The following is a 26921-nucleotide window of genomic DNA, read 5'->3' as shown; positions in this document are numbered from 1 at the left end:
TGAAATTATAAATGGATATTAGGGTGATAAAGTTGCTTCAGACAGTTCTGTGCATCACATGGCCTTCCACATAAATGGCACTGAACGGACGCGACGGACAAAGGTTCTCGCATGCTCCGCATCCGATACAGCGTTCGGCGTTGACTACCGGTATCTTGATGGAGGCTTCGTCTTCCGGGTCTGAAGGAACCATCTGTATGGCACCGGCCGGACAATGGCGGGCACAGTTCCCACATTCCATCTTGTCTGTGATGCAGATGCAATTCTCCTTAATCCATACGGCATGACCGATTTGGACGGCCGATTTCTCGGCGAGGCTCGTCAGATGGATGGCATCGGTAGGACACACCTCCGCACACTTGGCGCATTCGGGGCGGCAGTAACCGCGTTCGTAGGACATTTCCGGCTGCATCAGTTTTGTCAAGTCCGAAGAAGGACGGAGCACTTGGTTGGGGCATACCGATACGCAGAGCTGGCAGGCTGTGCAGTGTTGTGCAAAGTGGCGGGCGCTCAGTGAGCCCGGAGGAGTGATGGGAGTGGCGCGCTCGGGGATTTTTTTGTCCTCGATGACAGCCAGTCCACCGTCCACTTTCTTCTCCTGCGCCTTGAGGGCTGCCGTAGCAGCAAACACGGCAGTTGTAGAGAGAAATGCGCGGCGGGCGTCGTTTACCTGCTCCGGTGCCACGGAGGTTTCCTGGGAGACTGCAGCGGAGGCCGGCTTGCGGCGTGTGTAAGTGATGGCACCTTTCCTGCACTTGTTGATACAGTCCATACATGCCACGCAACGGCTGTAATCTATTTCGTGTGCTTTGATGTTGATGCACGATGCCTTGCAGTTGCGGGCACAAAGTCCGCAACTGTTGCACTTCTTTGTGTCAATTACCGGTTTCAGCAAGGAATACTTCGAGAGGAAGCCAAGCACTGTACCTACCGGACAGATGGTGTTGCAATAGGTACGTCCACCTCGCCATGCCAGCACGATGAGGACTACCAGAGTGACCGTGGCAATCAGCAGGGTAGGGAGACTCTTCATCCATACATCCGTTTCATAGAAGGCATAGCTGTCAGCACGTTCGGCCAGGTAGGCCAGTCCGTTGTTTGCCCACTGGTAGAGTGGGGAGAAAAGGCTGGAAACGATGCGCCCGTATGAGCTGTAAGGGGCCAGCAGCACGACAAAAGAGTTCAGTCCGCCGATAATGGCAAGTACGAATACTCCCAGCACACCGTAGCGTAGCCATTTCAGTGCGGACGAGTAGCGGAAACGGTTTTTCTTCCGTTTGGCGGAGAGCCAGGAAACAATGTCCTGGAATACTCCCAACGGGCAGATGACGGAGCAGTAGATGCGTCCGAATACCAAGGTCAGCACTGCAAGAAACAGTACTACACCGATGTTCAGTGCCAGCACGGCCGGCAGGAATTGTATCTTCGCCATCCATCCGAACCAGGCATGCAGTGTTCCCGTGAAGTCGAGGAACAACAGCGTGATGAGTGCGAAGAAGATGACGGCAAGGGTCAGTCTGATGGTACGTAGCATAAATGTATTGTATAGCGATTAGTATTCGTTCTTTATACCTTTTTTCCCATCTCGTAGGCTTCGTGCATGGAAGGCTTGTCGTTTATCTCGCCCACCTTCCAGGCACCCACGCCATAAATGGTGCCGCATTCTTTGGGCTCTTCCAGGCAGTCGAGGAAGCCACGGAAACCATCGATGGTACGCTCCATCATGGGGACACTTTCTTCGGCGGCGGCGATGATGAAGTAGAACTCCTTGTCCTTTATTTCAAGGTAGCGTGCGCAACAACGGTCAATCAGTGTCTTCATCTGCGCGCTCATGGTGTAGAAGTAGACGGGGGTTGCCATGACGATGACGTCGGCGGCAATCATCTTTTCCACCACTTCGGCGGCATCGTCCTTTTGCGGGCAGGGTTTGCCGTACATGCTGCATACGCTGCATCCCGTGCAGTAGTTGATGTGCTTGTCTTTCAGGAAAATCTTTTCTACTTGATGTCCGGCCTCTGCGGCACCGCGCATGAATTCATTGCACAAGAGGTCGGAGTTTCCATTCCTGCGGGGACTGGAGGAGAGGATTAATACTTTTTTGCTCATATTCGTTGTTCGTTAGTTAGTAAATGATTACGTGCTGCAAAAATAGGCAGGTTTTATGAGAATGGCAGTATACAAATTACGGTTGTTGTTACCTAAATTACTGATTCATTCCAAAAGTATCTCCCGTTCGATGCCGGTGTCTTTCAGAAACTCCCGGTCGTGGCTGATGGCAATTACGGTGCCGGCGTAGTCGCGTATCGTTGCCGTTATTATTTCTATACTCTCGATGTCCAGATTGTTGGTGGGTTCGTCCAGAATGAACATATCCGGGGTATTGTCGGCAATCATCAGGCAGCAGAAGGAGAGGCGCATCTTTTCGCCGCCACTCAGTTTGCCGCACGGCTTGTTCCACACGTCGCGGGGAAAGAGGTAACGGTTGAGGATGGTTTTCACTTCATGTTCCGGCAGGTGGCGGTGGTTGAAAGCTTCTGCTTGTTGGAGTACGCTGCGCTCATTACGGACGAGGGAGTATTCCTGGTCCAGATAGACGGAGGTGAAGTCGGCACGCTCCATCACTCCGCCGGTGGGGTGCAGTTCGCCCATGATGAGTTTCAGCAGGGTTGTTTTTCCACTGCCGTTTTTTCCTTTCAAGCTGAGGCGGTCGCCGCTTCTCAACTGGAAGGTGAGGGAGGAAGACCAGAGCTCCTTTACTGCCTCCGGACGGGTTGTCTCCATAGGAGAAGCCGCGAGGCTGGGATAATGAAAGTTGACGTCCTTTGCCTTGACCAGAACTTTCCCCACATGCAGATGAGAGGCATTGAAGTCTGTTTTCAGTTTGTCTGTCTGTGGCAGTGAACTTTTGATGCCTGACATTTCTGCCTGCAATTTTTCCGTTTTCTCCGTATGAATGCTGCTGAGTCTGCTGCTGCTGTTTTCCGCATTGTTTTTCAGTGCTCCCATCATGATGCGGGGAATCCCCTTTTTAATGGAGTTTTTTTCTCCCCGCACATTCTGTTTGGCCTTCCGTTCTTCTACTTCGCGTGCCACTTTGCGTGCAAGGCGCAGGGCTTTCTGCTTCTCTTCCAGTTGTTGGGTAAGGGCTTTCTGTTGCAGGGCCTTCTGTTTTTTGTAGAAGTCGTAGTTTCCGCTGTAATACGTCAATCCCTGGGAGGAGAGTTCGCAGATGGCAGGCAACTGATTCAGTAGCGTGCGGTCGTGACTGATGACGAGCACGGTAGCCGATGTCCGTCGTATCAAGTTATACAGACGTTCCCGTCCATCCGCGTCCAGATAGTTGGTCGGTTCGTCCAGCAGGATGGCTGTTGGGTTGTGCAACTCCATGCCTGCCAGGAAGATGCGGGTCTTTTCGCCGCCGCTAAGTCCTTCCATCGGACGGGAGAGTGGGATACCGTCCAGTCCCCAGCTGTCGAGAGAAGTCTGGGCGCGTTCTTCCACGTTCCAGTCATCATTGAGCGTATTGAAGTGCTTTTCGGTAGCGTCACCGCTTAGGATGGCATGCAGGGCAGATAGCTTGTGGCTGATTCCCAAAGCTTGTGCTATTGTCTGCCGGTCGTATTGTCCGAAGTGCTGGGGCACGTAGTACAGATGTTCGGGGCGTAGCACCGTTCCCGAACTTGGTGACAAGTCTCCTGCCAAAATGCGCATGAGGGTAGACTTGCCGCAACCGTTATTTCCGGTCAGGGCTATTTTATCTCCGGAGTTGATACTCAAGTGGAGGTGTGAAAACAAGATTTCCTTATCTGCATGGATATAGCTAAGGTCTTTAATGATAAAGCTCATAAGTTTCTACTGTGTTTTTAGAAGTAAGAATGATAGGGGGGATGCAAGCATTCCCCGAAATTGAAATTCTCGAAGGGGAGGGGTACAGACAAACACAGTATTGGCTAAACATCTATATAGGTGATGCTCAGCGTTCAGTCTGAAAAAGCATGTTGATAGTGATGTTTACCGAAATGTGTTGTCTTTAGTCGGATATTCTCATCGGTGGAATTAATTGGTTAGTGGGCGCAAAGGTAATAATTTCCACTGAATAACAAAGGCTTTTTGCGATATTAATATCGTGTCGGCAAGAAGTTAATATCGTGTTTGCAAGAAATTAACTTCCTGCAGACACGATGTTAATACTTTATTGGTTCTGTTACTTCATGGCCGAAGCATCGAACGAGAGTGGCAGTAATTCTCCCACATTCTTCAGCTCGTAGATTCCCTTTTTGCCATACAGCAACACCCGCATTGGCTGCTTGAAGCGCTTCTCCGTTTCGAGCATCACTTGCCGGCAGGCGCCGCAGGGCGGGATGGGAGACTCCAGGAACTCGTCGTGCTCGTTGCGTGCAGCAATGGCGAGGGTGGTTACTGCCTGGTCGGGATGTTGGGAGTTGGCATAGAATAGGGTGGTGCGTTCTGCACACAGCCCGGAAGGATAGGCGGCGTTTTCCTGGTTGGTGCCGGTCACTACAATACCGTTTGCCAGTCTGGCTGCAGCTCCTACCGAGAAGTGGGAGTAAGGGGCATAGCTGCGGTTGGTAGCCTCGCGGGCGGCATCCATCAGTTCGCGGTCGGCGGCATCCAGTTCTTCATAGTCGTATATCTTGACGGCGATTTCGATATTTAATTCTTTCATAAGGCAAAGGGTTATATTGTAATTAATGTTACAAAGATAGAAAAGAGATTGGTTATTTCAATTCTTTTACGGACTTTTGTGCAGAACTCAACATTTTAAGCATGAAACGGATTTTCAGACTGACTGCTATCATAGCATTTCTTTTTATTTCCATTACAACAGTGCAGGCACAACGCCGGAATGCCCGCTACAATGAGTATATCAAACAGTATGCTCCCCTTGCCGTGGAGCAGATGCAACGTCATAAGATACCTGCCAGCATCACGCTGGCCCAAGGGCTGTTGGAGAGTGGTGCCGGATACAGCGAGCTGGCGCGTAAGAGCAACAACCACTTCGGCATCAAGTGTGGAGGCAACTGGCGCGGACGGACGGTGAGGCATGATGACGATACCCGCAATGAATGTTTCCGCGCTTATCGCAATCCGAAAGACTCTTATGAAGACCATTCCGATTTCCTGAAACGGGGAGCACGTTATGCTTTTCTTTTCAAACTGAAGATTACGGACTATAAGGGTTGGGCGCGCGGCTTGAAGAAGGCCGGCTATGCTACCGACCCGTCGTATGCCAACCGCCTGATAACCATTATTGAGGACTATGAACTGTATAAGTACGACAGCCGTGGCATGAGCAAACACGATGTCCGCAGTTGGGAGAAGGAACTGAAAAAGAAACCTTGGCTGGCCAATCCGCATCAGGTGTACATTGCCAACGATATAGCTTATGTCGTGGCACGCGACGGAGACACCTTCCAGGTATTGGGCAAGGAGTTTGACATCAGCTGGAAGAAACTGGTGAAATACAACGACCTCCATAAAGAATATACACTGGAGGTGGGAGACATCATCTACTTGAAAGAAAAGCGCAAGAAAGCTGCCAAACCCCATACTGTCTACATTGTGAAGGACGGCGATTCCATGCACTCCATTTCCCAAAAGTACGGTATTCGTCTGAAGAACCTTTATAAGATGAATCGTAAGGATGCGGAATACGTGCCCGAGGTGGGAGACCGCTTGAGATTAAGATAAAGAAGCTATCCGAAAATGTACAGGGTGTCCGAAAACGGACACCCTTCTTTTTTGCCTTTTCGCTTACTTTCAGTGGTTTATGATTTTGGCATGGATTTAGTATATATTAAGCGTTATGTTCGCAAACAATAAAATTTAAAGATATGGATAGAGAAATTCCGAAAGAAGTGCGTAATAAAGAACGCAATAAGAAAATCATCCGCTACGGTGCTATCGGCGTGGCAGGTATCGTAGTGGTCAGTGTACTCATTTCATTGATGCGTACGGGAGTGAAGGAGAAAGACCTTGTATTCTCCAAAGTAGGCAAGGGTACGATTGAAGTCAGTGTCAGTGCCTCCGGAAAAGTGGTTCCTGCATTCGAGGAAATTATAAATTCGCCTATTAATACCCGCATTTTGGAAGTGTACAGAAAAGGTGGTGATAGTGTGGATGTCGGTACCCCTATCCTGAAACTGGACTTACAGAGTGCCGAAACCGACTACAAAAAGATGCTGGATGAAGAGCAGATGCGCAGCTACAAGCTGAAACAGCTGAAACTTGACAACCAGACCAAGCTGACCGACCTTCAGATGAAAATCAAAGTCTCCGCCATGAAGCTGGACCGCATGAAGGTGGAACTGCGTAACGAGCAGTACCTTGATAGCCTCGGTTCGGGCACCACCGACAAAGTGCGCCAAGCCGAACTGAGCTACAATGTAGCACAACTGGAATACGAGCAATTACAGCAGCAGTATGCCAACGAGAAGGAAGTGCTGGCTGCAGAATACCAAGTGCAGGAACTGGATTTCAGCATGTTCCAAAAGACACTGGCCGAAACCAAACGTACGCTCGACGATGCGCAGGTGCGTTCGCCCCGGAAGGCCATCCTTACTTATATCAACAATCAGATTGGTGCCCAGGTTCCCGAAGGCTCACAGATTGCCGTCATCTCCGACTTGAGTCACTTCAAGGTGGAAGGCGAGATTGCCGATACTTACGGTGACCGTGTGGCTGCCGGCGGCAAGGCCATTGTGAAGATTGGCAGCGAAAAGCTGGAAGGTTCCGTAAGCAGTGTTACTCCGCTTTCAAAGAATGGCGTCATCTCCTTTACCGTGCAGTTGAATGAGGACAACAACCGCCGACTGCGTTCCGGTCTGAAAACCGACGTCTATGTGATGAATGCAGTGAAGGAAGACGTGATGCGCATAGCCAATGCCAGCTATTATGTGGGACGTGGGGAGTATGAACTTTTTGTACGCAATTCCGACAAGGAAATTGTAAAGCGCAAGGTGCAGCTGGGCGATTCCAACTTTGAGTTTGTAGAAGTGGTCAGTGGCTTGCAACCGGGTGATGAAGTGGTGGTGAGCGATATGAGTAACTATAAGAACAAGAATAAGTTGAAGCTAAAATGATAAAGGTTTACTTGAAACAAGCCTGGGAGCTGTTGAAGCAGAATAAACTGTTCAGCATGCTCTACATTGTGGGTACGGGGCTGGCCATTGCCATGACAATGATTATGGCGGTGGTGTATTATGTGAAGATTGCGCCCGTCTATCCAGAGGCAAACCGCATGAATACGCTTTACCTCAGCAATTCAAAATTCACGCAGGGAAGCGGCAACAATACCAGGACCATGCAATGGGCTGTTTCCTACAAGGCGCTGCAAGACTGGTTCTATCCCGTAGAGAATGCTCTTGTCGTTTCAGCCGAGCTGCATAATGATTTGTCGGAAAACAGTTATATACAGCCTGCCGACCGCAGCGGTGATTTTCCGGTTATGGTAAAGTTGACAGACCCTGCTTTTTTCAAGATATATTCTTTCCAATTCCTGGAAGGTAGTCCATTCACGGCATCCGACCTGGCAAGTGGCATTTCCACTGCTGTCATTACCGATGATTTGGCACGCCGCTTGTTCGGTACGACGGAAGAGGTAGTAGGACGCTCGTTCAGCCTGAACTATATCGACTATCGGGTTTGTGGGGTGGTGCGCAGTGCCAGTTACCTCACCTCTAAATCCTATGCACAGCTTTATATACCTTATACGGTGTCGCCCGATTACAGCACTCCCAAGTACGACCTTCCCTATCTGGGAGCTTTCAGTGCTACCTTTCTGGTGCAGGACAGTAAGCAGGGAGATGCTCTGCGGGCTGAGATAAAGGAAATCTGCCGCAAGGAGAATCTTATGCATCCCGATGAATGGAAAGTAGATTTCTGGGAGCAGCCCACCTCCCATCTGTTGAGTGTCTTCAAGACTTATGCAAGTATGGAGTTTGACCTTTGGGCCACAGTGCGCCACTTTCTGCTTGTCCTGCTCGTATTGCTGTTGGTGCCTGCCCTGAATCTGAGCGGCATGATATCGAGCCGTATGGAGGGACGTCTGGCAGAGATGGGCGTGCGGAAATCGTTTGGAGCCGGACGTAAGATACTGCTTTCACAAGTGATGTGGGAAAACCTGCTGCTGACCGCACTGGGCGGAGCATTGGGCTTGCTGCTGGCATGGCTGGCACTTTACGTGGGACGCGAGTGGATATTTACGGTATTCGACAGCTGGCCGAATATGGTACCCGAAGGAGTGGAGGTCCGCGTATCGGGTGAAATGCTGTTTGCTCCGCTGGTTTTTCTCGCCGCATTGGCGCTGTGCGTCGTGCTGAATCTGTTGTCGGCCCTTATACCGGCGTGGTATTCCTTGAGGAAACCGATTGTGAACTCACTGAATGAAAAACGATAAGACACGGGAGGTTGGTATGTTTAAGTTAATATGGAAGAATCTTTGGGCGCGCCGCCGCAAGAACGGATGGTTGTTGGCCGAATTGATATTGGTGAGTATCATCAGTTGGGTTGTATTGGACCCGGTGATTGTGGTCACGCACGATCGTAATATCCCGTTGGGCTATGATGCGGAGCGGCTTTGCCTCATTTCATTGGGCGCATTGCAGCCCCAGGCACCGGGATACGATGCCGAAGCGCAGGACTCTGCTACGTTGGTGGACAACTATTATAATTTGGTGCGTTATGTCAAGGACTTTGACGGTGTGGAATCGGCCACTCCCGTGCTGGGATTCTGTTATCCCAATTCTTCGGGAAGTTCGAATAGTCAATTGTTTGCCGAAGGGGATACGATTCCCTTATCTATTATGATGATACAATTTCTGCCTCATACGAACTTTTTCGATACGTATGGTTTCCGTTCCGGTAAGGGGCGGACACCCGGACAGCTGTCCGACTACGCCTATGCCCCGAATGACATTGTACTGACGGAGAATGCTGCCGAACAGTTGTTCCATACCAAAGACGCGCATGGCAAACGCTGTATAAGCAGAGACCATGGAGATACCTTGTACATGCCAGTTGTCGGTACGATAGGAGCCATGAAGATGTATAGCGAGTGGCGTCCCGTCCCCGTTGCATTTATGCCGATGCTTACCATCGATACAAGTTATATCCCTGAAAGTGCCCATATCCTGGTACGTCTCAAAGAGGGTGTCAGCATGGAGCGTTTTCTGCACGATTTCCGTCCTTGGATGGTGAAGGAGATGAGGCGGGGCAATCTGTTTGCTCGCAGTGTCCGTTCCTATGAGCAGATTATAACGGAGAGCGAAGCCAGCAATTCCACACCGATTTACCGCCGTAATCTGGCGATGGCGGCTTTCTTCCTGGTGAATCTTTGCCTGGGTGTCATCGGTACCTTCTGGTTGCAGACACGTACGAGGCGCGAGGAAGTGGGAGTGATGCTGTCGTTCGGAGCTACACGTAGTGACATTGTCCGCCTGCTGATGGGCGAAGGCACGGTATTGACCGTGGTCGCTTCACTGACTGGTTTTCTGCTTTATTTGCAATATGCACTGAAAGAAGGGCTGGCCAAAGGACAGAATTGGGTGGAGAGTACAGAGAGCTATTGGGTGTCGGATTTCACCTCGCATTATCTGCTCGTGTCGCTCGTCATCTTTCTGATACTGCTGGTGGTAGTGTTGGTGGGAATCTATATCCCAGCGCGCAACATCAGCCGCATTCCACCTACGGAAGCTCTGCGTGACGAATAGATGAAAACGGACAAAGTGTTCATTTTCGGACACCTTACTGCATGTATAAATAGCAGATAATCAATAATAAACGGTTTTGGCACAACTTTTGACCTCTTGAAACAGAAATTGTGCGGAATAGAAACGGAACAGAATAATAACAATTAAATACTTACCATTATGATTAAGTTAACTGGCATCAACAAGATTTATCGTACAAACGAGATTGAAACCGTGGCATTGGAAAATGTAAACCTCGAAGTGAACAAGGGAGAATTTCTCAGTATCATGGGACCCTCCGGTTGTGGAAAATCTACGTTGCTGAACATTATGGGTTTACTGGATGCACCTACCAGCGGCACCATCGAAATAGCCGGTACGAAAGTGGACGGCATGAAGGACAAGGAGCTGGCTGCTTTCCGTAACCAGAAGCTGGGTTTTGTGTTCCAGTCTTTCCATCTGATTAATTCGCTGAATGTGCTGGATAATGTGGAGCTGCCTTTGCTGTATAGAAAGGTGTCTGCCAAGGAACGCCGTCATCTGGCGGAAGAGGTATTGAAGAAGGTCGGTTTGAGCCACCGCATGCGTCACATGCCTACACAGCTTTCCGGCGGTCAGTGCCAGCGTGTAGCCATTGCCCGTGCCATTATCGGCAACCCGGAGATAATCCTCGCCGATGAGCCCACCGGTAACCTGGACTCCAAGATGGGTGCCGAAGTCATGGAACTGTTGCATCAACTGAACAAGGAAGACGGACGTACCATCGTGATGGTGACCCACAATGAAGAGCAGGCCAAACAGACCTCACGTACCGTCCGCTTCTTCGACGGACGTCAGGTGGAATAATTACTGCTTAACAGCCAACTGTCAACTATTAATTATCAACTATCAATAAATGAAATGCAAACCGTAAGACAAGCTTTTACAATCTTGAAGCAGAATCCGCTGCTAAGTACGATTTCCATATTGGGTACGGCCTTTGCTATCACCATGATTATGGCTATTGTGATTACTTGGCAGACAAAATATGCTGACTTGGAACCGGAAGTGAACCGCAGTCGGTGTCTTTACTTTTCCGCTATGCACGTATACGACAAGGAAAAGGACGGCAATAATAATTGGAGTAATCCTTCGGCGGCATTTATGAAAGAATGCGTGCAGCCGGTGCCCGAAGTGGAATACTGTACGGCATTTTCCCCAGCCGGTTTGTCGTTGGCTTCGTTGACTGACGGTAACAATCGGGTGAAAGTGGATGCTATGCGGACAGATCCCGACTTCTGGAAAGTGTTCAGCATGCAGTTTCTTGCCGGACGCGGCTTCAGCGAAGCCGACCGTGCTGGAGAAAGCAAGGCTGTAGTAGTCTGTGCGTCTGTAGCGCGGAAACTGTATGGAAGTACAGATGTAGTGGGACAGGAATTCCTGCTGAACCGGGAACTTGCACGTATCGTGGGAGTGGTGAAAGATGTTTCCGTCACTGCTAAGGATGCATACGCACAAGTGTGGGGTATGTACAGTGCCGACGAACTGAAAATTACCGGAGTCCACAGTTATTTGGGAGGCATGCAGATTGCTGTATTGGCACGTACATCTGATGACTTTCCTGCCATCCGGGAGGGCATTGCCAAGCAGGTGGAACGTGTTAATGCCGGATTGGGCAACAAACAGATAGACATCATGGAACAGCCGGACAATATCGTGGCGCACGTCAACCACGTATGGGCTAATGTAGGGCCAGACTTGACAATGCTTTATCTTCAATATGCCGTAGCTTTATTTATCATTTTGTTGGTACCGTCACTCAATTTGTGTGGCTTGAGTAACAGCCGCATGCAGCAACGTATTACCGAATTAGGTGTACGTAAGGCTTTTGGAGGAACGAAAAGCGTGCTTGTGCGGCAGATACTGAACGAAAATCTGATGTTGACATTACTGGGTGGAGTAGTGGGACTGCTTTTCAGTTATTTGGCAGTATATGCCATGCGTATGTGGCTGTTCACCAATAATCAGAATGTGGGTACGTCGGGCGAGCTCAGCTTGAACATGGAGGCGCTGTTTAGTCCGTGGGTATTCCTGCTGGCATTTGTTTTCTGTGTGGTCATCAATCTGTTGAGTGCGGCACTGCCTGCATGGATAGCGGCACGGCACACTATTGTAGATTCTTTGAATGATAAATAGAAGGAGGTACTTGATATGAAATTTACGATACATAACTTACGTATGATAAAGGCACGCTTCAGCAGTAACGGCTGGGTATTGGCTGAATTGTTCTTGGTATTCATCGTGATGTGGTTCCTCTGTGACTCACTGGGATGCATGAAATATACTTTCTACCGTCCGCTGGGTTATAATATTGAACATGTCTATAAATTATCCACCGTTGTAGGTGGAGAAAGTCGGGATACGAGTCTGACTGATGCCGATAAATATCTGGGTATATTGGCGAAATTGGAACAAGAGCCTTCCGTAGAGGCAGCTGCCCTTTGTTATTGGAGCCTTCCGATGAGTGGCAGTAATAGTTACAATGCGTTGGTTGTGCAAGATACTTCCTGGGTGCAAGGACGCTGTATTTATACGACTGGAGGATATATGGATGTTTTCCGGATAAGTGAGGACCCGCGTCACCCGTTCCGGGACACTCCCGCAGGATGGAACAATGTGACACTGAGTAATGCCGCTTTTGAACGTTTTCGTAAGAAAATGCCGGAGTTTTCGCAGACTACGCCGTTAGGTAATGGTGATTCTGTTACAATCATCAAGCAGATGGGGAAGACCGGTGCTTTCCGTTCCTATCGTTATGGAGTTGAGGAACCTTGGTTCTTTTATCATTTGGGAGAGAATATGATTAAGGCAGAGTTTGCCGACAATTGGTCGCAGATTGTTTTCCGCGTGAAGCCTGCTGCCGACGGACCGGATTATCGGGAGAAGTTTCTGCGCGAAATAGCGCCTAAACTGGACACGGACAATGCGTTTGTGGCAGATGCCGCTCCCTATACTGAACAACAGTTGCAGTTCGAGGTGATGAATGGCGATACGGATAAGGTGAACAGTCAGGCTGTGGTGGTGCTCTTCCTGCTGGTGAATGTATTTTTGGGGTTAATAGGCACCTTTTGGTTCCGTACTCGCCGCCGCCGTTCGGAGATAGCTCTACGGATGGCGATGGGCAGTACGCGTGGCGGTGTGTTTCGTTTACTGATAGGTGAGGGATTACTGTTATTGGCGTTAGTGACATTGCCTGCCATGGTTGTATGCTACAATGTGGGGATGGCGGAATTTACTATAGGACGTACCTCTCTCATATCCACTTGGCCGATAGAGTGGAGTGTGATACGCTTCCTTGCAGGTTCTCTAGGGGCTTGGTTACTGATAGCTCTGATGGTAGTGATTGGAATATGGTTTCCGGCACGGCAGGCTATGAAGATTGAGCCGGCAGAGGCGTTGCATGAAGAGTAGTATGAAAAACAATAGAGGATTAACAATAAAAAAGAAGAAAAATGAAAACTAATATAGTAGGTATTATCATTGCATTGATATTGACATTTGTAGGTATGCTGAGTGTTTATGCACAAGATACCAAAGTGAGTGAAGTGCGCAAAGTGGATGCCTTTTCGTCCATTGAGATAACGTCTGTGGGAACAATTTATTTTACACAGAGTGACACTTATTCTTTCAAGATTGAAGGTAAGGAGAAGCACGTGAAGAATACAGAAACCACAGTGAAGGACGGCTGTCTGCTGATAGGCTTCAAGGATAGGAAAAACAAGAGCATGAGAAATCAGAAAGATGGCGTGACCATTTGGATTTCGGCTCCTGATTTGAAGAAGGTGGAGTTTACCGGTGTAGGGGAGTTCAATTGTGAGAAGCCCTTGAAACTGGATGAGGTGTCATTTGAAGTAAAGGGAGTGGGTGAAGTGAATGTATCCGATTTGACGTGTGACGAGCTGAAAGTTGCTTTGCGCGGAGTAGGTAGCGCCGATATTCATGTAGTCTGCGATTATTTGACTGCCAGAATGAGTGGTGTGGGTGACGTCACTTTGAGCGGAACTGCCGGGCATGCTGACATTTCTAAAGGAGGCATAGGCGGAGTGAATACATGTAACCTGAAGGTGGGCCGTTGAGTAGCGGTAACACCAATCGTAAATAGTAAATCGTCTAATCGTAAATATCAATATGATAAAGCAATACTTCACACAAGCCTGGGCACAGTTGCGGCAGCAACCGATGATTAGTGCCGTCAGCATAGCCGGTACGGCACTTGCCATCTTCCTCATCATGCTGGTGGTGATGATGCAGCAGGTGAAGGTAGCTCCGTTTGCTCCGGAGAGCAACCGCGACCGCTTTCTACATGTGCATTATATGAGCATCACCAACAAAAGCTGGGGAGAGGGAAACAGTTCCAACGGACCGATGGGGATAAAGACTGCGCTTGAGTGCTTCAAATCGCTGAAGACCCCCGAAGCAGTAACGATTTATACCTGTATGGTCATTTCTACCCCCGTGAATCTGCCGGGACAACCTGCAACGGGTATCGACCTGTTGCAGACAGATGATACTTTCTGGCGTGTGTTTGATTTCTCTTTTGTTGCCGGGAAACCTTATGACCAGGCTACATTCGATGCCGGACTACCTGTAGCGGTAATTACGGAAAGTGTAGCGCGCAGGTTATTCCAGACAACGGAGGCTGTTGGTCGCGAATTCCTTTTGAACCATGCTCCTTATACAGTGTCCGGTGTAGTGAAGGATGTTTCTACTTTGGCCAACACTGCCTATGCGCAGGTATGGGTGCCCTATACTTCTACTGAGATAACGAAAAGCACATGGAGTGATGAGCATATGGGGATGATGAGCGTTACCATTCTGGCGAAAAGCCGTGATGATTTTCCCGCTATTCGTGAGGAGACGGAACGCCGCCGTCAGGAGTACGACACTGTAATTGGCGAGAATGGTTATTCGTTGATTTACCGTAACCGTCCTTATGACCAGGAGAAAAATGCCGCAGGAATGGCTGCCAACATCGAACCGGACGTGGACCAGGCACGCAGGCAGCGTCTCATTATCTTCATCATTCTACTGATTGTTCCTGCCATCAACCTCAGCTCGATGACGCAGAGCCGTCTGCGCCAGCGTGTGGCAGAGATTGGTGTGCGCCGGGCATTCGGTTCAACGAGACTGGAACTGATGGGGCAAATCATTGCAGAAAATCTGGTGGTGACATTGCTGGCAGGGGTGATGGGATTGTTGCTGAGTGTAGCATTCGCTTATTTGGGAAATACACTGCTGTTTGCGCAGGAATTCAGCCAGACGCTGAGTCCTCCGGCAGTGGATGCGAGCATATTGCTGCATGGCTCCACCTTTGGCTGGGCGTTGTTGTTCTGCTTTGTGCTAAACTTACTAAGTTCCGGTATTCCCGCATGGCGTGCATCAAGAATAGGGATTGTAAATGCATTGGGCGGACGTTTGCATAAATAACTCCATCACAAAACATTAATCATTGAAGAAAATGACTAAGAAACTTCTTACACAGATAAAGAATGAATGGCTCTCAAACCTATGGTTGGTGTTGGAGTTATTGGTAGTGAGTGTAGTGATGTGGTACGTGGTAGACTATCTCTACACGCGCGCCGCCACCTATCTGGAGCCGAGAGGCTTTAATATAGAGCACTGCTACCTTATAGAGTTGGGGGAACTGACACCCAAAAGTCCCGACTACATAGCCGGGCATACCTCTCAGCAGACCCACGATGACATAGCCGAGTTGTTGGAGCGTCTGCGTCGTCGGCCGGAGATAGAAGCGGTCAGCCTTTCGCAGAATTCGTATCCTTACAACGGAAGCAATTCAGGCGCTGAAGTAAGCTATGACACTTTGCGTTCTCCCGGTTGGACCATCCGCAGGTTAGTGACACCGGACTTTCCCCGTGTATTCCGCTATCGGGGCACGCGTGGCGAGACACCCGAACAATTGGCTGAAATGTTGGAGCGCGGGGAGTTTATGGCTTCGGATAACCTCTACCGGAAATACGACTGCCGGATGACAGATCTCGTAGGCCAGCGGTTCTATCTTTTTGGTGATACTACGAAGACCTACCGGCTGGGTGCTGCACTGCAAAATGTACGCTATCACGATTATGACCAGGCGCGAAGCTCATATTCCATGATGGTGAAGCAGAGTTTCTACTATATCGGTCTCGAACTTTGTGTCCGCGTCCGTGAAGGGCAGGACAATGACTTCATTGAGAGGCTGAAGGCAGACAGTGAGAGCCAGTTCCGCATAGGCAATATCTTCATTTCGGAGATACGTTCTTTCAAGGATATTCGTCGCAACTACCAGCAGGCATGGACCAATGACATCCGTAACTATGTGATGGGTATGGGATTCCTGCTGCTGAACATTTTCCTCGGCTTGCTCGGAACATTCTGGTTCCGTACGCAGCAACGCCGTTCGGAGATAGCACTGCACAAAGCGCATGGAGCGACAGACCGTGCCATCTTCAGCCGGCTGCTTAGTGAAGGGATATTGTTGTTGGCAATTGTCACCCCCGTTGCATTGCTCATCGATTATAATCTTGCACACCTGGAGTTGAACTCCTGGAGGAACGGTACGACGTTGGAGTGGGACCGCCTGCTGCTATGTGCCGCCATCAGCTTTGTGCTGATTGCCCTAATGATTGTCATCGGTATAGGTATTCCCGCCCGCAAGGCGATGAAGGTGCAGCCTGCCGAAGCATTGCACGATGAATAGAAAGCTATGAAACAAATTTTAGCTCTTATCCGCCAGAATCCCTTTTTCAGTGCTGTTTCCGTCATCGGTACGGCAGTGAGCATCACCTTTGTCATGGTCATTTACATGGTGTATGACATCCAGACGGCTGACTTAGCTCCCGAGTCGCGCCGCAGTAGTATGGTATATTCCTCTTATGGATACTCTTACCGCAAGTCCGACCACAGCAATTCCAATACGGGCATGTCTTATCGGGCTGTCAACGCTATTTTCGCAGAACTTCCGGGTGCGGAACTTGTCACCTATCTGGGACCTACCTATCTTAGATACTGTGGGGATTCACCCGTGCGGGGAATGCGCCGTACGGTTCGTCAGGTGGATTTGAACTATTGGCGTGTCTACGATATCCCTCTTGTGGCGGGCCGTCTTTTCAGTACCGAAGAGTTCGATGCTTGCCGGGATGTCGTGGTTATAGGCGAACAGCTTGCTCGCGAAGCTTTCGGGTCTGCCGAAGCAGCCATTGGCAAAAATTATTTTGTCAACTTTCGCCCTAAGCGCATTGTCGGGGTCACCAAGGATGTGAGCTCTCTGTTCACATTTGCCTATGGAGAGTTGTGGATGCCTTATTCCACCCGGGATTCCGGTCTGGGCAGTGAAGGGCTACGGGGAGATTTCGAGGCTGTGGCCCTTGTCAAGCCCGGTGTCGGCAGAGAGGAACTCAAGCGGCAGATAGAACAGTCGCTTGCCCGCTTCAACGAGATACTGGTCGAATATGAACTGGAGCTTCCCGACCTCAGCACCTATACGGAACGGCAGTTCTTCCGTAATGACACGATGAGTCCTGCCGTAACCTGCATCATCCTGGGTTTGATATTGCTTATTGTGCCCGCTATCAATGTCAGCGGACTTATATCTTCGCAAATGTCCCGTCGCATGGCTGAGCTTGCGGTAAGGAAAGCATACGGCGCCAGCCGTTCTACCTTGATGGTGCAGTTGCTCCGCGAGAACCTGGCCTTGGCATTTGCCGGCGCATTGCTCGGTTTTCTCTTTTCGTGCATATTCCTATGGCTGGGTAAGGACTGGATGCTTGGCGATGGTGCTCCCGGAACGAATTTTGATGTAAGCGTCTGGCTCTTCCTCCGTCCTGCGGTTTTCGTGGCTGTATTGGTGGTGTGTCTGTTGTTCAACCTGCTTTCTGTGTTTATTCCTGCCTGGCATGCCACCCGTCGCCCTATAGCCGAGGTTCTTGGCGGAGAATGAGCGGATAAACGAATCCCAATTAAAACAGTAACGAGTATGATACATTCTATTTTACACCAGATATGGAACCAGCGCCGCAGTAACGGCTGGCTGTTTGCCGAGCTGTTGATTGTATTTACATTGATGTGGTATTGTGTGGATGTACTCTATGGCTTTGCCCATGCAGAACGGCAGCCTAAGGGGTATGATTTGGAGCATGTCTATAAGATAAGGATTTCCTGCAATCCCACACAGATAGTGCCGTGCACGTCGGAAGACAGCCTGCAGACCTTCTGGTTCAAGCCGATGGAGGAAGTGCTCCGGCGTATCAGGCAATATCCTGCAGTGGAAAGTGCTGCCACGTGGCTGGGTACCGATACTTATACCCGCGGGCGTGTTTACCAGGGGTATACGACGGACAGCGTGCATGTTGTCGAGACTACAGTGCGCTATGTGTCTCCCGAATATTTCGACGTCATGCGCATTCCGCTGTTGCAGGGGAATGTCTCGGATTGGAATTCCACTGCCAGTCCTCTGCCTGCCGTGGTGACCCGTGATTTGGCAGACAGTCTTTTTCAGACAAGTGCCGGGGCGGTGGGCCGCGAGTTTCTGGATTATTACAGCGGAGGTCTCCGTTACCGTGTCTCTGCAGTCTGTGCCTTGCAGAAGACGGATGACTATGCCCGTTACGGACCTTTTGTCCTGACTCCTTTCCCCGGTTGGTTCTATGAGGACCAGTACCTCCCGTTCATCTCCCTACGGATACGTCCGGAGGCGGATACGGATAATTTTGCAGCCCGTTTTTATCAGGATATGATGTCGCAGCTGCAGGTCGCTCCATTCTATCTTTTCGACATACAGAGCTATAAGGACCAGAAGATAGAGCGGGATGCTGCCGAAGGAATCACCCCGTATATCCGCAGCGCAAGGCTCATTGTGATATTCTTTGTTTTCAATGTATTCATCGGGCTGATGGGAACTTTTTGGTTCCGTACCCGCCATCGCCGCAGCGAGATTGCTTTGCGCATGGCCATGGGCAGCAGCCGCGGAAGAATACGCTGGCAATTGCTGGGTGAAGGGTTGCTGCTGTTGGCACTTGCTTCCATCCCCGCTTTGATGATATGTATCAATATGGTTATGGCAGATGTCACTTTTACGGAAGCCACGGATGCCACTTGGGGGAGATTTGTCATATGCGTTTCTATTGTCTGGATATTGATGGCATTGATGGTGATTGCAGGAATCTGGTATCCGGCTTCACGGGCCATGAAGGTACAGCCTGCCGAAGCATTGCACGATGAGTGAGTTTTTTTTGAATAATCTGTGCTCATTCTCAATATAACTTGTATATTTGCGTGACGAATAAGAGTTTTGCGTTGAGTATACAAAATCTATATTATGATGAAACGCCTTTTCTTTCCATTGTTTGCAGGCTTGTTGTGGTTGATGTCGGGAACACTTTCGGCTACGGAACGTACGTACAATGTACTTTTCATACAGTCCTATACAAAAAATACTCCTTGGCACAGCCTTCTGACAGAAAATTTGGAGAACGGACTGGACAAGGGGGGAGTTAAAGCCAATATCACTACTGAATATCTGAATGCCGATTACTGGTCTTTCGCTTCCGAGTGCTTCATCATGCGCCGCATCTGCGAGCGTGCCAGGCAACGGAAAACGGACTTGATTGTGACCTCCAGCGATGAGGCTTTCTTCACATTGACCCATTGCGGTGATTCCCTGCCTTATCAGATACCGGTAGTGGTTTCGGGTATCAAATACCCGGATGAGAGGGTCTTTGAAAGAATGCCCAACGTCTCCGGCTATGTTTCGAAAACGGATTTCGATGTCTTGCTGGATGCGGCTGTCCGCATGTTTCCTTCCCGCAGGGAGTTGGTCTGTCTGTCTGACAGCAGTTTCCTGAGCCTTAAAGGGGTTAAGGCTGTGGAGGAATCCTGGGAACGCATAAAGAGCAACTATCCGGAGCATGAGTTGAAAGTGCTGAATGTGCAGGCCAAGTCCTTGAACTCTATCATCACTTCCATTTGCTATGACTACAATGCCTACAAGCATATTGTCATTGCTCCCAAATGGATTCCCTTTCTTTCCTTGAAGTTGAAGGCCCCCGTGTTTACCAGCCAGAACCTGGCTATGACGAACGGTGTTCTGTGTGTGTACGATGCCGTTCCCGGAGAGGATGCCTTTGCCGCCGGCCGGCAGGCTGCAAGTATTTTGAAGGGCAAGTCGCCCGCTTCATTGGGAGTAAAGGACTTTGGGGGCAAGTTACTGTTCGATTACAAACAGTTGCAGTTTTTCCGTGTGGACACGAACCGTGCGGAGAGCAAGGGCATCGTTTTGAATATACCGCTGGTGGAGCGCTACCGTGTCTGGTTCATTCTGTTCTATTCGCTGATTGTCGGGGCATTGGTGCTGCTGGTTGCCTGGCTTTTCCGTGCCAACCGCAGGGAGTCGCGCAAGCGCATACATGCCCAGACCCGCTTGTTGATACAGCACCGCCTGGTGGAGCAGCGCGACGAGTTCGACAATATCTTCTGTTCCATTCGCGACGGCTTGATTACGTATGATACCGACCTGCGCATCCATTTTGTCAACCGTCCGTTGCTACAGATGCTGGGACTTTCTTCCGAGACCTATACGTCCCGTTTCTATGAAGGGCAGATGGCCAGCTCCATTTTTAGGATTTACATGAATGGAGAAAATATCCTGCAGGACTTGTTGAAGAAAGTACGTACCGGCAAGAGCCCTATTCCTATTCCGGAGAAAGCCTTCATGCAGGAGAACCATCAGGGAACGTATTTCCCCGTTTCCGGCGAGGTGGTACCTATCTTTGCCAATGAAAAGATGACGGGAATGGCGATTGTATGCCGCAATATCTCCGAAGAGGAGATGCGGAGGCGCTTTTTCAACATGGCGGTGGAGGAGAGCTCCATTTATCCGTGGCAGTACAACATGCGTATGAACCGCTTCCATTTCCCAGGTGGATTGCTGCGCCGTTTCGGGTATATAGGTGATACGGACTTGCTGACGCGTGATGAGATGGATGCCCTTATACATCCGGAAGACTTGCCGCATACGCGCAGGAATTTTGATGCCATTCTGTTGGGTAATGAAATCAATTCACGGATGAGTTTCCGGTTGAAGAGTGTGGACGGGAGCTATGAATGGTGGGAGTTTCGCAGTACCGCTTATGACGGCCTGACGGTCGATACCCCATACATGGTGTTGGGAGTATGCCAAAGCATCCAGCGTTACAAGGATACGGAGGAAGCCCTGATTGCCGCACGTGACCGTGCCTTGCAGGCCGACAAGCTCAAATCTGCGTTCCTTGCCAATATGAGCCATGAGATACGTACCCCTCTGAATGCCATTGTCGGCTTCTCGGATTTATTGAAGGACTTGGACGCTTTTTCTCCGGAAGAGGTAAAGCAGTTCGTCGAAACAATCAACATCAACTGTACGTTGCTGCTGGCGTTGATAAACGATATTCTGGACCTCTCGCGCATAGAATCGGGCACGATGGACTTTAAGTTCGGAGCATTCAACCTGGCGTTCATCATGCAGGAGGTCCATGAATCCCAGCGTCTGAGTATGCCTCGGGATGTAGAGCTGCGTATAGAGATTCCGGAAGGGGAAGACAAATTGGTCATCACCGATTCCGTCCGCTTGAAGCAGGTCGTGAACAACTTGATAAACAATGCCAAGAAATTCACGGTAACGGGCAGCATCACCTTCGGCTATGTCACGAACCGGGAAGGATATACCACCATCTTTGTCGAAGACACGGGAAGCGGTATCTCTGAAGACGCCCAGAAACATATCTTCGAACGCTTTTACAAAGAAGACAGCTTTACGCAGGGCGCCGGTTTGGGGCTGAGCATTTGCCAGACCATCGTAGACCGCCTGCATGGTTCTATCTCGGTCTCCTCAGAGTTGGGAAAAGGAACGCGTTTCGAGGTGGTGATACCGGATGCGAACGAGTAATCATTCAATCCGTTTGCAGGCATTGGCTTGCAGGAACTCTTCCAATATATCCTCGTAATTGCCATACAGCATGATGTGGTGGTTGCCCAGCGGTGTCTTGAGGAAATAGTCGGCAGGGGAGTTCATTTTTATCCGCACTTGGGTGCGGCACATATTGATGTAGTTTGTATTCTCAACAAGCGTGCCGGTGCTCAAGTAATATTCGTCCAGGCTTTCGCTTCCGCATTTTACGATGGTTACATCTCCCGTCGGCAGGATTCCCTGAATACCGATGCCGCTTTCCGTCTCAAAATGGTTGCGTATGATGAACTGCTCCGTTTGTGCGATGCCGATGGTGCAGTGTGCCAATATGATTTCATTGGTACGGGCATTTATCATGGAAGGATTGGCCATGAAGGAGTTTTTCCCCGTCAGCACTTTTACGGCCAGCATGGTGAAGACGGATTGCAAATCGCCTTCACATCCGGCAATGATTCCTTCGTCGTTCAGCAAGGCAAGGGCAAGGCAGCCGGTGGTTCCCGTTTGGTCTATCAGGCGGAAGCAGCTGAGGGTAATGGCGCTCAGTCGCTCTTCCTCTACAATCCTCTTGATGGCTCGATACAGCCGCATGGCTTTTATCATGTCTTCGGGGCTTGCCTCTCGGCAGGCAAGCGCTTTTCCTGCCAGTCCGGCGCATGCTTCGCCCACCTCGTCGTCCGTTATCTGTCCGTAGTATTCATAAATGCGGTCCAATGAGACGTCTGTGTACTCGATACCCCAGCGGCGTTTGGCAAGCAGATAATCCACATTGCTGGCAACGAGCCAGCTGGACGGAGTGCCCATTACGCCGATGCGCATGCCGAAAAGGCTGCGTTGTGCCACGAAATTGCTGTGCAGGACAAAAATACGCTTGATGGTCTCGGGGAGCTCTCCGTGAAGAATCTCGCTTTTCATTCCCCGGCCGCGCAGCCAGGAAGATATTTCGAGAGCGGCGGCCAGTGAGTTCTGCATGCCGTCTGCCAAGAGGATGGCGGGGCGGGGAAGGGATTCGAAATGCTGGATTACCAGCCGTTCCACACCTCCGGTGGCAATGAATATAATACTGAAGTCATCGGGTGATAACTTGTCTATGTCTTTGTAATCAATGAAGTTGACGGTAAAGTATTTTTCCAATTCAGTCAATATCACTTCGTGGGAGCTACGGACTGATGCTTGTTTATGCAGTATGGAAGCAAAAGTTATAAGGTTGATGACCATGGTGTTATTTACTATTTGACTATTTACTATTTACAATTGATTCTACTTGGCTCGTTTGCTTTTTCAAAGATACAAGTTTCTGTTTACATATCATAGAGTTTTTACGATAGATAAGTTTTTTAAAGTTTTTATGGTCTTGCCTTCCTTTTGGTTTCAAATAATTCGCTACATTTGCAACTTTAATGATAAAGTGATAGCAATATCACCTATAAATACTCTATTAAATAGTAAATCATAAATCGTCAAATAGTAAATAAACCTCATGCCAACAATATCTATTCGCGGAATGGAGATGCCCGCATCTCCTATCAGAAAACTGGCTCCTCTGGCAGATGCTGCCAAGCAGAGGGGTATACATGTATTTCACCTGAACATCGGTCAACCCGACCTGCCTACTCCGGAAGTCGCGATTGAAGCGATACGGAACATCGACCGGAAAGTTCTGGAATACAGTCCCAGTGCGGGATATCGCAGTTACCGAGAGAAGTTGGTGGGTTACTATGCAAAGTACAATATCAATCTGACTGCAGACGACATCATCATCACTTCCGGCGGCTCGGAGGCGGTGTTGTTCTCTTTCCTGGCTTGCCTCAATCCGGGGGATGAAATCATTGTTCCCGAGCCGGCCTATGCCAATTATATGGCGTTTGCCATCTCTGCCGGAGCCAAGATACGCACCATTGCCACGACCATCGAAGAGGGTTTCTCGTTGCCCAAGGTAGAGAAGTTCGAGGAGTTGATTAACGAGCGCACGCGTGCTATTTTGATTTGCAATCCCAACAATCCTACGGGTTACCTCTATACACGCCGTGAAATGAACCAGATTCGCGACCTTGTGAAGAAGTACGATTTGTTCCTCTTCTCGGACGAGGTGTACCGTGAATTTATTTATACGGGTTCTCCCTATATCTCTGCCTGCCATCTGGAGGGCATTGAGAACAATGTGGTGCTGATTGATTCCGTGTCCAAGCGCTATTCGGAGTGCGGCATCCGCATCGGTGCCCTGATAACGAAGAACAAGGAAATCCGGGATGCTGTCATGAAGTTCTGCCAGGCGCGTCTCAGTCCTCCGTTGATTGGCCAGATTGCCGCAGAAGCATCGCTGGATGCCGATGAGGATTATCTGCGCGACACATACGATGAATATGTAGAACGCCGTAAATGCTTGATTGACGGATTGAACCGTATACCGGGCGTATATTCGCCCATCCCGATGGGAGCCTTCTATACGGTGGCAAAGCTTCCGGTAGATGATTCGGACAAGTTCTGTGCCTGGTGTCTGTCGGAGTTCGAGTACGAGGGACAGACGGTGTTCATGGCGCCTGCCTCCGGATTCTATACTACGCCGGGTTCCGGTCGCAACGAAGTGCGTATCGCATACGTACTGAAGAAAGATGACTTGAACCGCGCCTTGTTTGTATTGCAAAAAGCATTGGAAGCCTATCCGGGACGAACCGAATAAAATGAAATAATTCATTAGGCGCGGATTACGCGGATTACACGGAAAACTTAAGATAAAGACGTTTGTTTCAAATCTTCCGTGTAATCTGCGCCTAAAAAATAATGGCCCATGAACTTATCTCGCTTTATAGCGTTGCGCATTTATCGCAACTCGGAGCCGGGCAAGCAAGTTTCCCGTCCGGCTGTCCTTATTGCCATGGTGGGTATTGCTCTCGGACTGGCGGTGATGATTATTGCCGTGTCCGTCATTGTCGGCTTCAAGAGCGAGGTGAGGGATAAAATCGTGGGTTTCGGTGCCCATATCCAGATAGGCAACTTGGATGCTGCACGCTCTTATGAGACGCGCCCGGTGGTGGTGGGCGACAGCATGATGGCTGCGCTTTCCGATTATCCCGAAGTGAAGCATGTACAACGCTACTCCACCAAGCCGGGGATGATAAAGACCGCCGATGCCTTTCAGGGAATGGTGCTGAAAGGTGTGGGGCAGGAGTATGACAGCACCTTTTTCCACCGCCATCTGCTGGAGGGGGAGTTTCCGCAATTCAGCGATTCCGCTTCGTCCAACCGCGTAGTCATCTCAAAGTCTCTTGCCAACAAGCTGCAATTGAAACTTGGTGACAAGATAGACACCTACTTCATCCAGGACGATGTGCGTGCTCGCCGCCTGAAGATTGTAGGTATCTACCAAACCAACTTCTCCGAATACGACAACCTATTCCTGCTTACCGACCTCTATCTGGTGAATCGCCTGAACAACTGGGAGCCGGACCAGGTGAGCGGTGTGGAGCTGGAAATACGCGATTATGACAAGCTGGAAGAAACCACCTATGAGATAGCTGCCGATACGGATGAGAATCCCGACCGCTATGGTGCCGAGTATTGCGTCCGTAATGTAGAGCAGCTCAATCCCCAAATCTTTGCCTGGCTGGGCATCTTGGATGTCAACATCTGGGTCATTCTCATTCTGATGATTGGGGTGGCGGGTTTCACCATGGTATCCGGCCTGCTGATTATCATCATAGAGCGTACCTCCATGATAGGCGTGCTGAAGTCTTTGGGAGCCAATAACTTTACCATCCGTAAAGTCTTCCTTTGGTTTTCGGTCTTCCTCATTGGGAAAGGCATGCTTTGGGGGAACATAATCGGCCTTGCGTTCTATTTCGTGCAGCGCTGGTCCGGCTTGTTCAAGCTCGACCCTGAAACCTATTACATGGCTACTGTTCCGGTATCTTTCAATATCTGGCTGTTCCTGCTGCTGAATGCCGGCACATTGCTGGCTTCGGTCCTGATGTTGCTGGGCCCATCATTCCTGATTACACGCATCCATCCGGCAACTTCCATCCGTTACGAATAAGAGAATCACTTTCTCAGAAAATCGCTTTTCTTGCGGAACAGACAGTACCATTTCCAACGTAAAGACTGTATCGGCTGCAATAGGTCGAAAGCCGGTAGTGTGAAGTAATATCTGCGCTGTTCTTCCAGGTCGTGGGCAGTCTTGTTGACAATGACTGCCTGCATGGTGAAACGGAACAGGAACAAAAGAAAAGCGACGCCTGCTGCCAGCCAGTGGAAGTGCAGAATGCCGATGACCATCGCGGCTATCCAGGATGCGTGGAATGCCAGGCGGGTCAGGGTCTCAAAACCGGCCAGCCAGCGTTGCATTCCATGATACAGCCGTGCTGTGGAGGCGTAGCCTATTTTCTCTTCTTTCCAGTCCTTGGTACGCAGAAGCGGCTGCATGCGCACAATGGCATTGGCATCCGTTTCTACCCGCGTGTTCTCCGGGGTAGCCACGTGGTTGATGAACAAATCGTCGTCTCCCCGTTGCAGGTTGAGGTGTGCGGAGAATCCTTTCTGTTGGTAGAAGAGTTCCTTCCGGTAGGCCAGGTTACGCCCGATGCCCATGTAGGGGCTGCCTGCCAGGGCAAATCCCAGATAGCGCATGGAAGTGAACAGATTGTCGAATGCCGCCCGTTTGTGCAGCCAGCCTTTGCCGCGTTCGTAGCCGCTGTATCCCAGCACCACTTGGGTACGTGATGTGAAGTTGCGTGCCATCAGTCGCAGCCATTGGTTGCTTTGGGGCATGCAGTTGGCATTGGTGAACACCAGCCATTCATATTTGCTGGCCTTGATTCCAAGCGTCACGGCCAGCTTCTTGCGGCTGATGTAGCGGGAGGAATCGGGCACGAAGCTGTGGTAGAGATGGGGATATTTCTCCTCGAGGATGGTCAGGTAATCCTCGCTCTCATCGGTGTTGCCGTCGTTAATGACGATGACTTCAAATTGGGGATAGTCCTGCTCCAGCACGGCGCCCAGGTTGCGGCGCAGATTCTCGGATTCCTCGCGGGCGCAGATGATGACGGATATGGGGGGCAGTTCCTGGGTGAAGTGCGTGTCTCCCTGCTTCACGGCACGGCTGCGCGCATGAATACGGTTGTAGAGACAGAGGTAGTAGATAATTTGAATAAGGAACAGACCACCCGCCGTAGCGAGTACGATAATTTCAGTTGAATCTAATGTAAATGCTTCCATGTGCAGTAGGACGTTTATGTGCTGCA

21 protein-coding genes are annotated in these 26921 nt (G+C 49.9%); 15 read left to right on the top strand and 6 right to left on the bottom strand.

Features of this window, described 5'->3' with window-relative positions:
- Positions 1 to 37: 37 nt before the first annotated feature.
- The 4 genes from DWX62_RS19825 to cdd form a co-directional block, all read right to left on the bottom strand.
- Positions 38 to 1534, bottom strand: a complete 1497-nt coding sequence (locus DWX62_RS19825) for a 4Fe-4S binding protein (protein ID WP_022400807.1) — start codon at positions 1532 to 1534, stop codon at positions 38 to 40.
- A 32-nt stretch (positions 1535 to 1566) separates the two neighbouring features.
- Complete coding sequence (locus tag DWX62_RS19820; protein ID WP_022400806.1) at positions 1567 to 2106, bottom strand: flavodoxin family protein; 540 nt, start codon at positions 2104 to 2106, stop codon at positions 1567 to 1569.
- A 105-nt stretch (positions 2107 to 2211) separates the two neighbouring features.
- Positions 2212 to 3846 carry an ABC-F family ATP-binding cassette domain-containing protein gene (locus DWX62_RS19815; RefSeq protein WP_117681028.1) on the bottom strand — a complete coding sequence of 545 codons (1635 nt, stop codon included), beginning with the start codon at positions 3844 to 3846 and terminating at the stop codon, positions 2212 to 2214.
- A 358-nt stretch (positions 3847 to 4204) separates the two neighbouring features.
- On the bottom strand, positions 4205 to 4687 hold the full coding sequence (cdd, locus tag DWX62_RS19810) for a cytidine deaminase (protein WP_005837423.1): 483 nt from the start codon (positions 4685 to 4687) through the stop codon (positions 4205 to 4207).
- A gap of 101 nt (positions 4688 to 4788) precedes the next feature.
- Here cdd and DWX62_RS19805 point away from each other — a divergent pair, with 101 nt between their 5' ends.
- The 13 genes from DWX62_RS19805 (at position 4789) to DWX62_RS19745 (ending at position 21666) form a co-directional block, all read left to right on the top strand.
- Positions 4789 to 5712: a glucosaminidase domain-containing protein gene (locus DWX62_RS19805; RefSeq protein WP_120173113.1), complete on the top strand. Its 924-nt coding sequence runs from the start codon at positions 4789 to 4791 to the stop codon at positions 5710 to 5712.
- 143 nt (positions 5713 to 5855) lie between these two features.
- On the top strand, positions 5856 to 7103 hold the full coding sequence (locus DWX62_RS19800; protein WP_005831166.1) for an HlyD family efflux transporter periplasmic adaptor subunit: 1248 nt from the start codon (positions 5856 to 5858) through the stop codon (positions 7101 to 7103).
- Positions 7100 to 8419, top strand: coding sequence for an ABC transporter permease (locus DWX62_RS19795; RefSeq protein ID WP_005837418.1), 1320 nt, complete (start codon positions 7100 to 7102; stop codon positions 8417 to 8419). Before DWX62_RS19800 ends, DWX62_RS19795 begins: the two co-directional genes overlap by 4 nt.
- A 16-nt stretch (positions 8420 to 8435) precedes the next feature.
- Positions 8436 to 9731 carry an FtsX-like permease family protein gene (locus DWX62_RS19790; protein ID WP_008664747.1) on the top strand — a complete coding sequence of 432 codons (1296 nt, stop codon included), beginning with the start codon at positions 8436 to 8438 and terminating at the stop codon, positions 9729 to 9731.
- A 159-nt stretch (positions 9732 to 9890) separates the two neighbouring features.
- Complete coding sequence (locus DWX62_RS19785) at positions 9891 to 10556, top strand: ABC transporter ATP-binding protein (RefSeq protein ID WP_005831162.1); 666 nt, start codon at positions 9891 to 9893, stop codon at positions 10554 to 10556.
- 54 nt (positions 10557 to 10610) lie between these two features.
- Positions 10611 to 11885, top strand: coding sequence for an ABC transporter permease (locus DWX62_RS19780; protein WP_009038276.1), 1275 nt, complete (start codon positions 10611 to 10613; stop codon positions 11883 to 11885).
- Positions 11886 to 11900: 15 nt separating this feature from the next.
- Positions 11901 to 13160 (top strand): FtsX-like permease family protein, encoded by a 1260-nt coding sequence (locus DWX62_RS19775; RefSeq protein WP_005831158.1) that lies wholly within the window; start codon positions 11901 to 11903, stop codon positions 13158 to 13160.
- Between the two features lie 41 nt (positions 13161 to 13201).
- Complete coding sequence (locus DWX62_RS19770) at positions 13202 to 13825, top strand: DUF2807 domain-containing protein (RefSeq protein ID WP_005837414.1); 624 nt, start codon at positions 13202 to 13204, stop codon at positions 13823 to 13825.
- A 52-nt stretch (positions 13826 to 13877) separates the two neighbouring features.
- Positions 13878 to 15176, top strand: a complete 1299-nt coding sequence (locus DWX62_RS19765) for an ABC transporter permease (protein WP_005831154.1) — start codon at positions 13878 to 13880, stop codon at positions 15174 to 15176.
- A 31-nt stretch (positions 15177 to 15207) separates the two neighbouring features.
- A complete protein-coding gene (locus DWX62_RS19760; protein ID WP_008664742.1) occupies positions 15208 to 16446 on the top strand; it encodes an ABC transporter permease in 1239 nt (412 codons plus the stop codon).
- Between the two features lie 6 nt (positions 16447 to 16452).
- A complete protein-coding gene (locus tag DWX62_RS19755) occupies positions 16453 to 17685 on the top strand; it encodes an ABC transporter permease (protein ID WP_055288606.1) in 1233 nt (410 codons plus the stop codon).
- Between the two features lie 36 nt (positions 17686 to 17721).
- On the top strand, positions 17722 to 18969 hold the full coding sequence (locus DWX62_RS19750; protein WP_005831148.1) for an ABC transporter permease: 1248 nt from the start codon (positions 17722 to 17724) through the stop codon (positions 18967 to 18969).
- A 93-nt stretch (positions 18970 to 19062) separates the two neighbouring features.
- A complete protein-coding gene (locus DWX62_RS19745; RefSeq protein ID WP_120173112.1) occupies positions 19063 to 21666 on the top strand; it encodes a PAS domain-containing sensor histidine kinase in 2604 nt (867 codons plus the stop codon).
- Here DWX62_RS19745 and DWX62_RS19740 read toward each other — a convergent pair whose 3' ends face one another.
- A complete protein-coding gene (locus DWX62_RS19740; RefSeq protein ID WP_005831144.1) occupies positions 21667 to 22902 on the bottom strand; it encodes a fucose isomerase in 1236 nt (411 codons plus the stop codon).
- A gap of 262 nt (positions 22903 to 23164) precedes the next feature.
- Between DWX62_RS19740 and DWX62_RS19730 the strand changes: the two genes are divergently transcribed.
- A complete protein-coding gene (locus DWX62_RS19730) occupies positions 23165 to 24364 on the top strand; it encodes a pyridoxal phosphate-dependent aminotransferase (protein WP_008664735.1) in 1200 nt (399 codons plus the stop codon).
- A 108-nt stretch (positions 24365 to 24472) separates the two neighbouring features.
- A complete protein-coding gene (locus DWX62_RS19725; RefSeq protein WP_008664730.1) occupies positions 24473 to 25717 on the top strand; it encodes an ABC transporter permease in 1245 nt (414 codons plus the stop codon).
- 5 nt (positions 25718 to 25722) lie between these two features.
- Here DWX62_RS19725 and DWX62_RS19720 read toward each other — a convergent pair whose 3' ends face one another.
- The gene (locus DWX62_RS19720; RefSeq protein ID WP_008664728.1) at positions 25723 to 26895 is read right to left on the bottom strand and encodes a glycosyltransferase; all 1173 of its coding nucleotides are present in this window, start codon (positions 26893 to 26895) and stop codon (positions 25723 to 25725) included.
- Positions 26896 to 26921 lie beyond the last annotated feature (26 nt).

It is taken from the genome of Bacteroides sp. AF20-13LB, assembly GCF_003603065.1.
Classification (GTDB): Bacteria; Bacteroidota; Bacteroidia; order Bacteroidales; family Bacteroidaceae; genus Bacteroides; species Bacteroides uniformis.
The sequence above is the reverse complement of the archived record's forward strand: the minus strand, read 5'-3'. Positions and strand labels throughout refer to the sequence as shown.

What these genes read in the sequence shown, in the direction of transcription:
- DWX62_RS19825 (WP_022400807.1), bottom strand. Translation starts at nt 1,534, where the DNA reads ATGCTACGTACCATCAGACTGACCCTTGCCGTCATCTTCTTCGCACTC.
- DWX62_RS19820 (WP_022400806.1), bottom strand. Translation starts at nt 2,106, where the DNA reads ATGAGCAAAAAAGTATTAATCCTCTCCTCCAGTCCCCGCAGGAATGGA.
- DWX62_RS19815 (WP_117681028.1), bottom strand. Translation starts at nt 3,846, where the DNA reads ATGAGCTTTATCATTAAAGACCTTAGCTATATCCATGCAGATAAGGAA.
- cdd (WP_005837423.1), bottom strand. Translation starts at nt 4,687, where the DNA reads ATGAAAGAATTAAATATCGAAATCGCCGTCAAGATATACGACTATGAA.
- DWX62_RS19805 (WP_120173113.1), top strand. Translation starts at nt 4,789, where the DNA reads ATGAAACGGATTTTCAGACTGACTGCTATCATAGCATTTCTTTTTATT.
- DWX62_RS19800 (WP_005831166.1), top strand. Translation starts at nt 5,856, where the DNA reads ATGGATAGAGAAATTCCGAAAGAAGTGCGTAATAAAGAACGCAATAAG.
- DWX62_RS19795 (WP_005837418.1), top strand. Translation starts at nt 7,100, where the DNA reads ATGATAAAGGTTTACTTGAAACAAGCCTGGGAGCTGTTGAAGCAGAAT.
- DWX62_RS19790 (WP_008664747.1), top strand. Translation starts at nt 8,436, where the DNA reads ATGTTTAAGTTAATATGGAAGAATCTTTGGGCGCGCCGCCGCAAGAAC.
- DWX62_RS19785 (WP_005831162.1), top strand. Translation starts at nt 9,891, where the DNA reads ATGATTAAGTTAACTGGCATCAACAAGATTTATCGTACAAACGAGATT.
- DWX62_RS19780 (WP_009038276.1), top strand. Translation starts at nt 10,611, where the DNA reads ATGCAAACCGTAAGACAAGCTTTTACAATCTTGAAGCAGAATCCGCTG.
- DWX62_RS19775 (WP_005831158.1), top strand. Translation starts at nt 11,901, where the DNA reads ATGAAATTTACGATACATAACTTACGTATGATAAAGGCACGCTTCAGC.
- DWX62_RS19770 (WP_005837414.1), top strand. Translation starts at nt 13,202, where the DNA reads ATGAAAACTAATATAGTAGGTATTATCATTGCATTGATATTGACATTT.
- DWX62_RS19765 (WP_005831154.1), top strand. Translation starts at nt 13,878, where the DNA reads ATGATAAAGCAATACTTCACACAAGCCTGGGCACAGTTGCGGCAGCAA.
- DWX62_RS19760 (WP_008664742.1), top strand. Translation starts at nt 15,208, where the DNA reads ATGACTAAGAAACTTCTTACACAGATAAAGAATGAATGGCTCTCAAAC.
- DWX62_RS19755 (WP_055288606.1), top strand. Translation starts at nt 16,453, where the DNA reads ATGAAACAAATTTTAGCTCTTATCCGCCAGAATCCCTTTTTCAGTGCT.
- DWX62_RS19750 (WP_005831148.1), top strand. Translation starts at nt 17,722, where the DNA reads ATGATACATTCTATTTTACACCAGATATGGAACCAGCGCCGCAGTAAC.
- DWX62_RS19745 (WP_120173112.1), top strand. Translation starts at nt 19,063, where the DNA reads ATGATGAAACGCCTTTTCTTTCCATTGTTTGCAGGCTTGTTGTGGTTG.
- DWX62_RS19740 (WP_005831144.1), bottom strand. Translation starts at nt 22,902, where the DNA reads ATGGTCATCAACCTTATAACTTTTGCTTCCATACTGCATAAACAAGCA.
- DWX62_RS19730 (WP_008664735.1), top strand. Translation starts at nt 23,165, where the DNA reads ATGCCAACAATATCTATTCGCGGAATGGAGATGCCCGCATCTCCTATC.
- DWX62_RS19725 (WP_008664730.1), top strand. Translation starts at nt 24,473, where the DNA reads ATGAACTTATCTCGCTTTATAGCGTTGCGCATTTATCGCAACTCGGAG.
- DWX62_RS19720 (WP_008664728.1), bottom strand. Translation starts at nt 26,895, where the DNA reads ATGGAAGCATTTACATTAGATTCAACTGAAATTATCGTACTCGCTACG.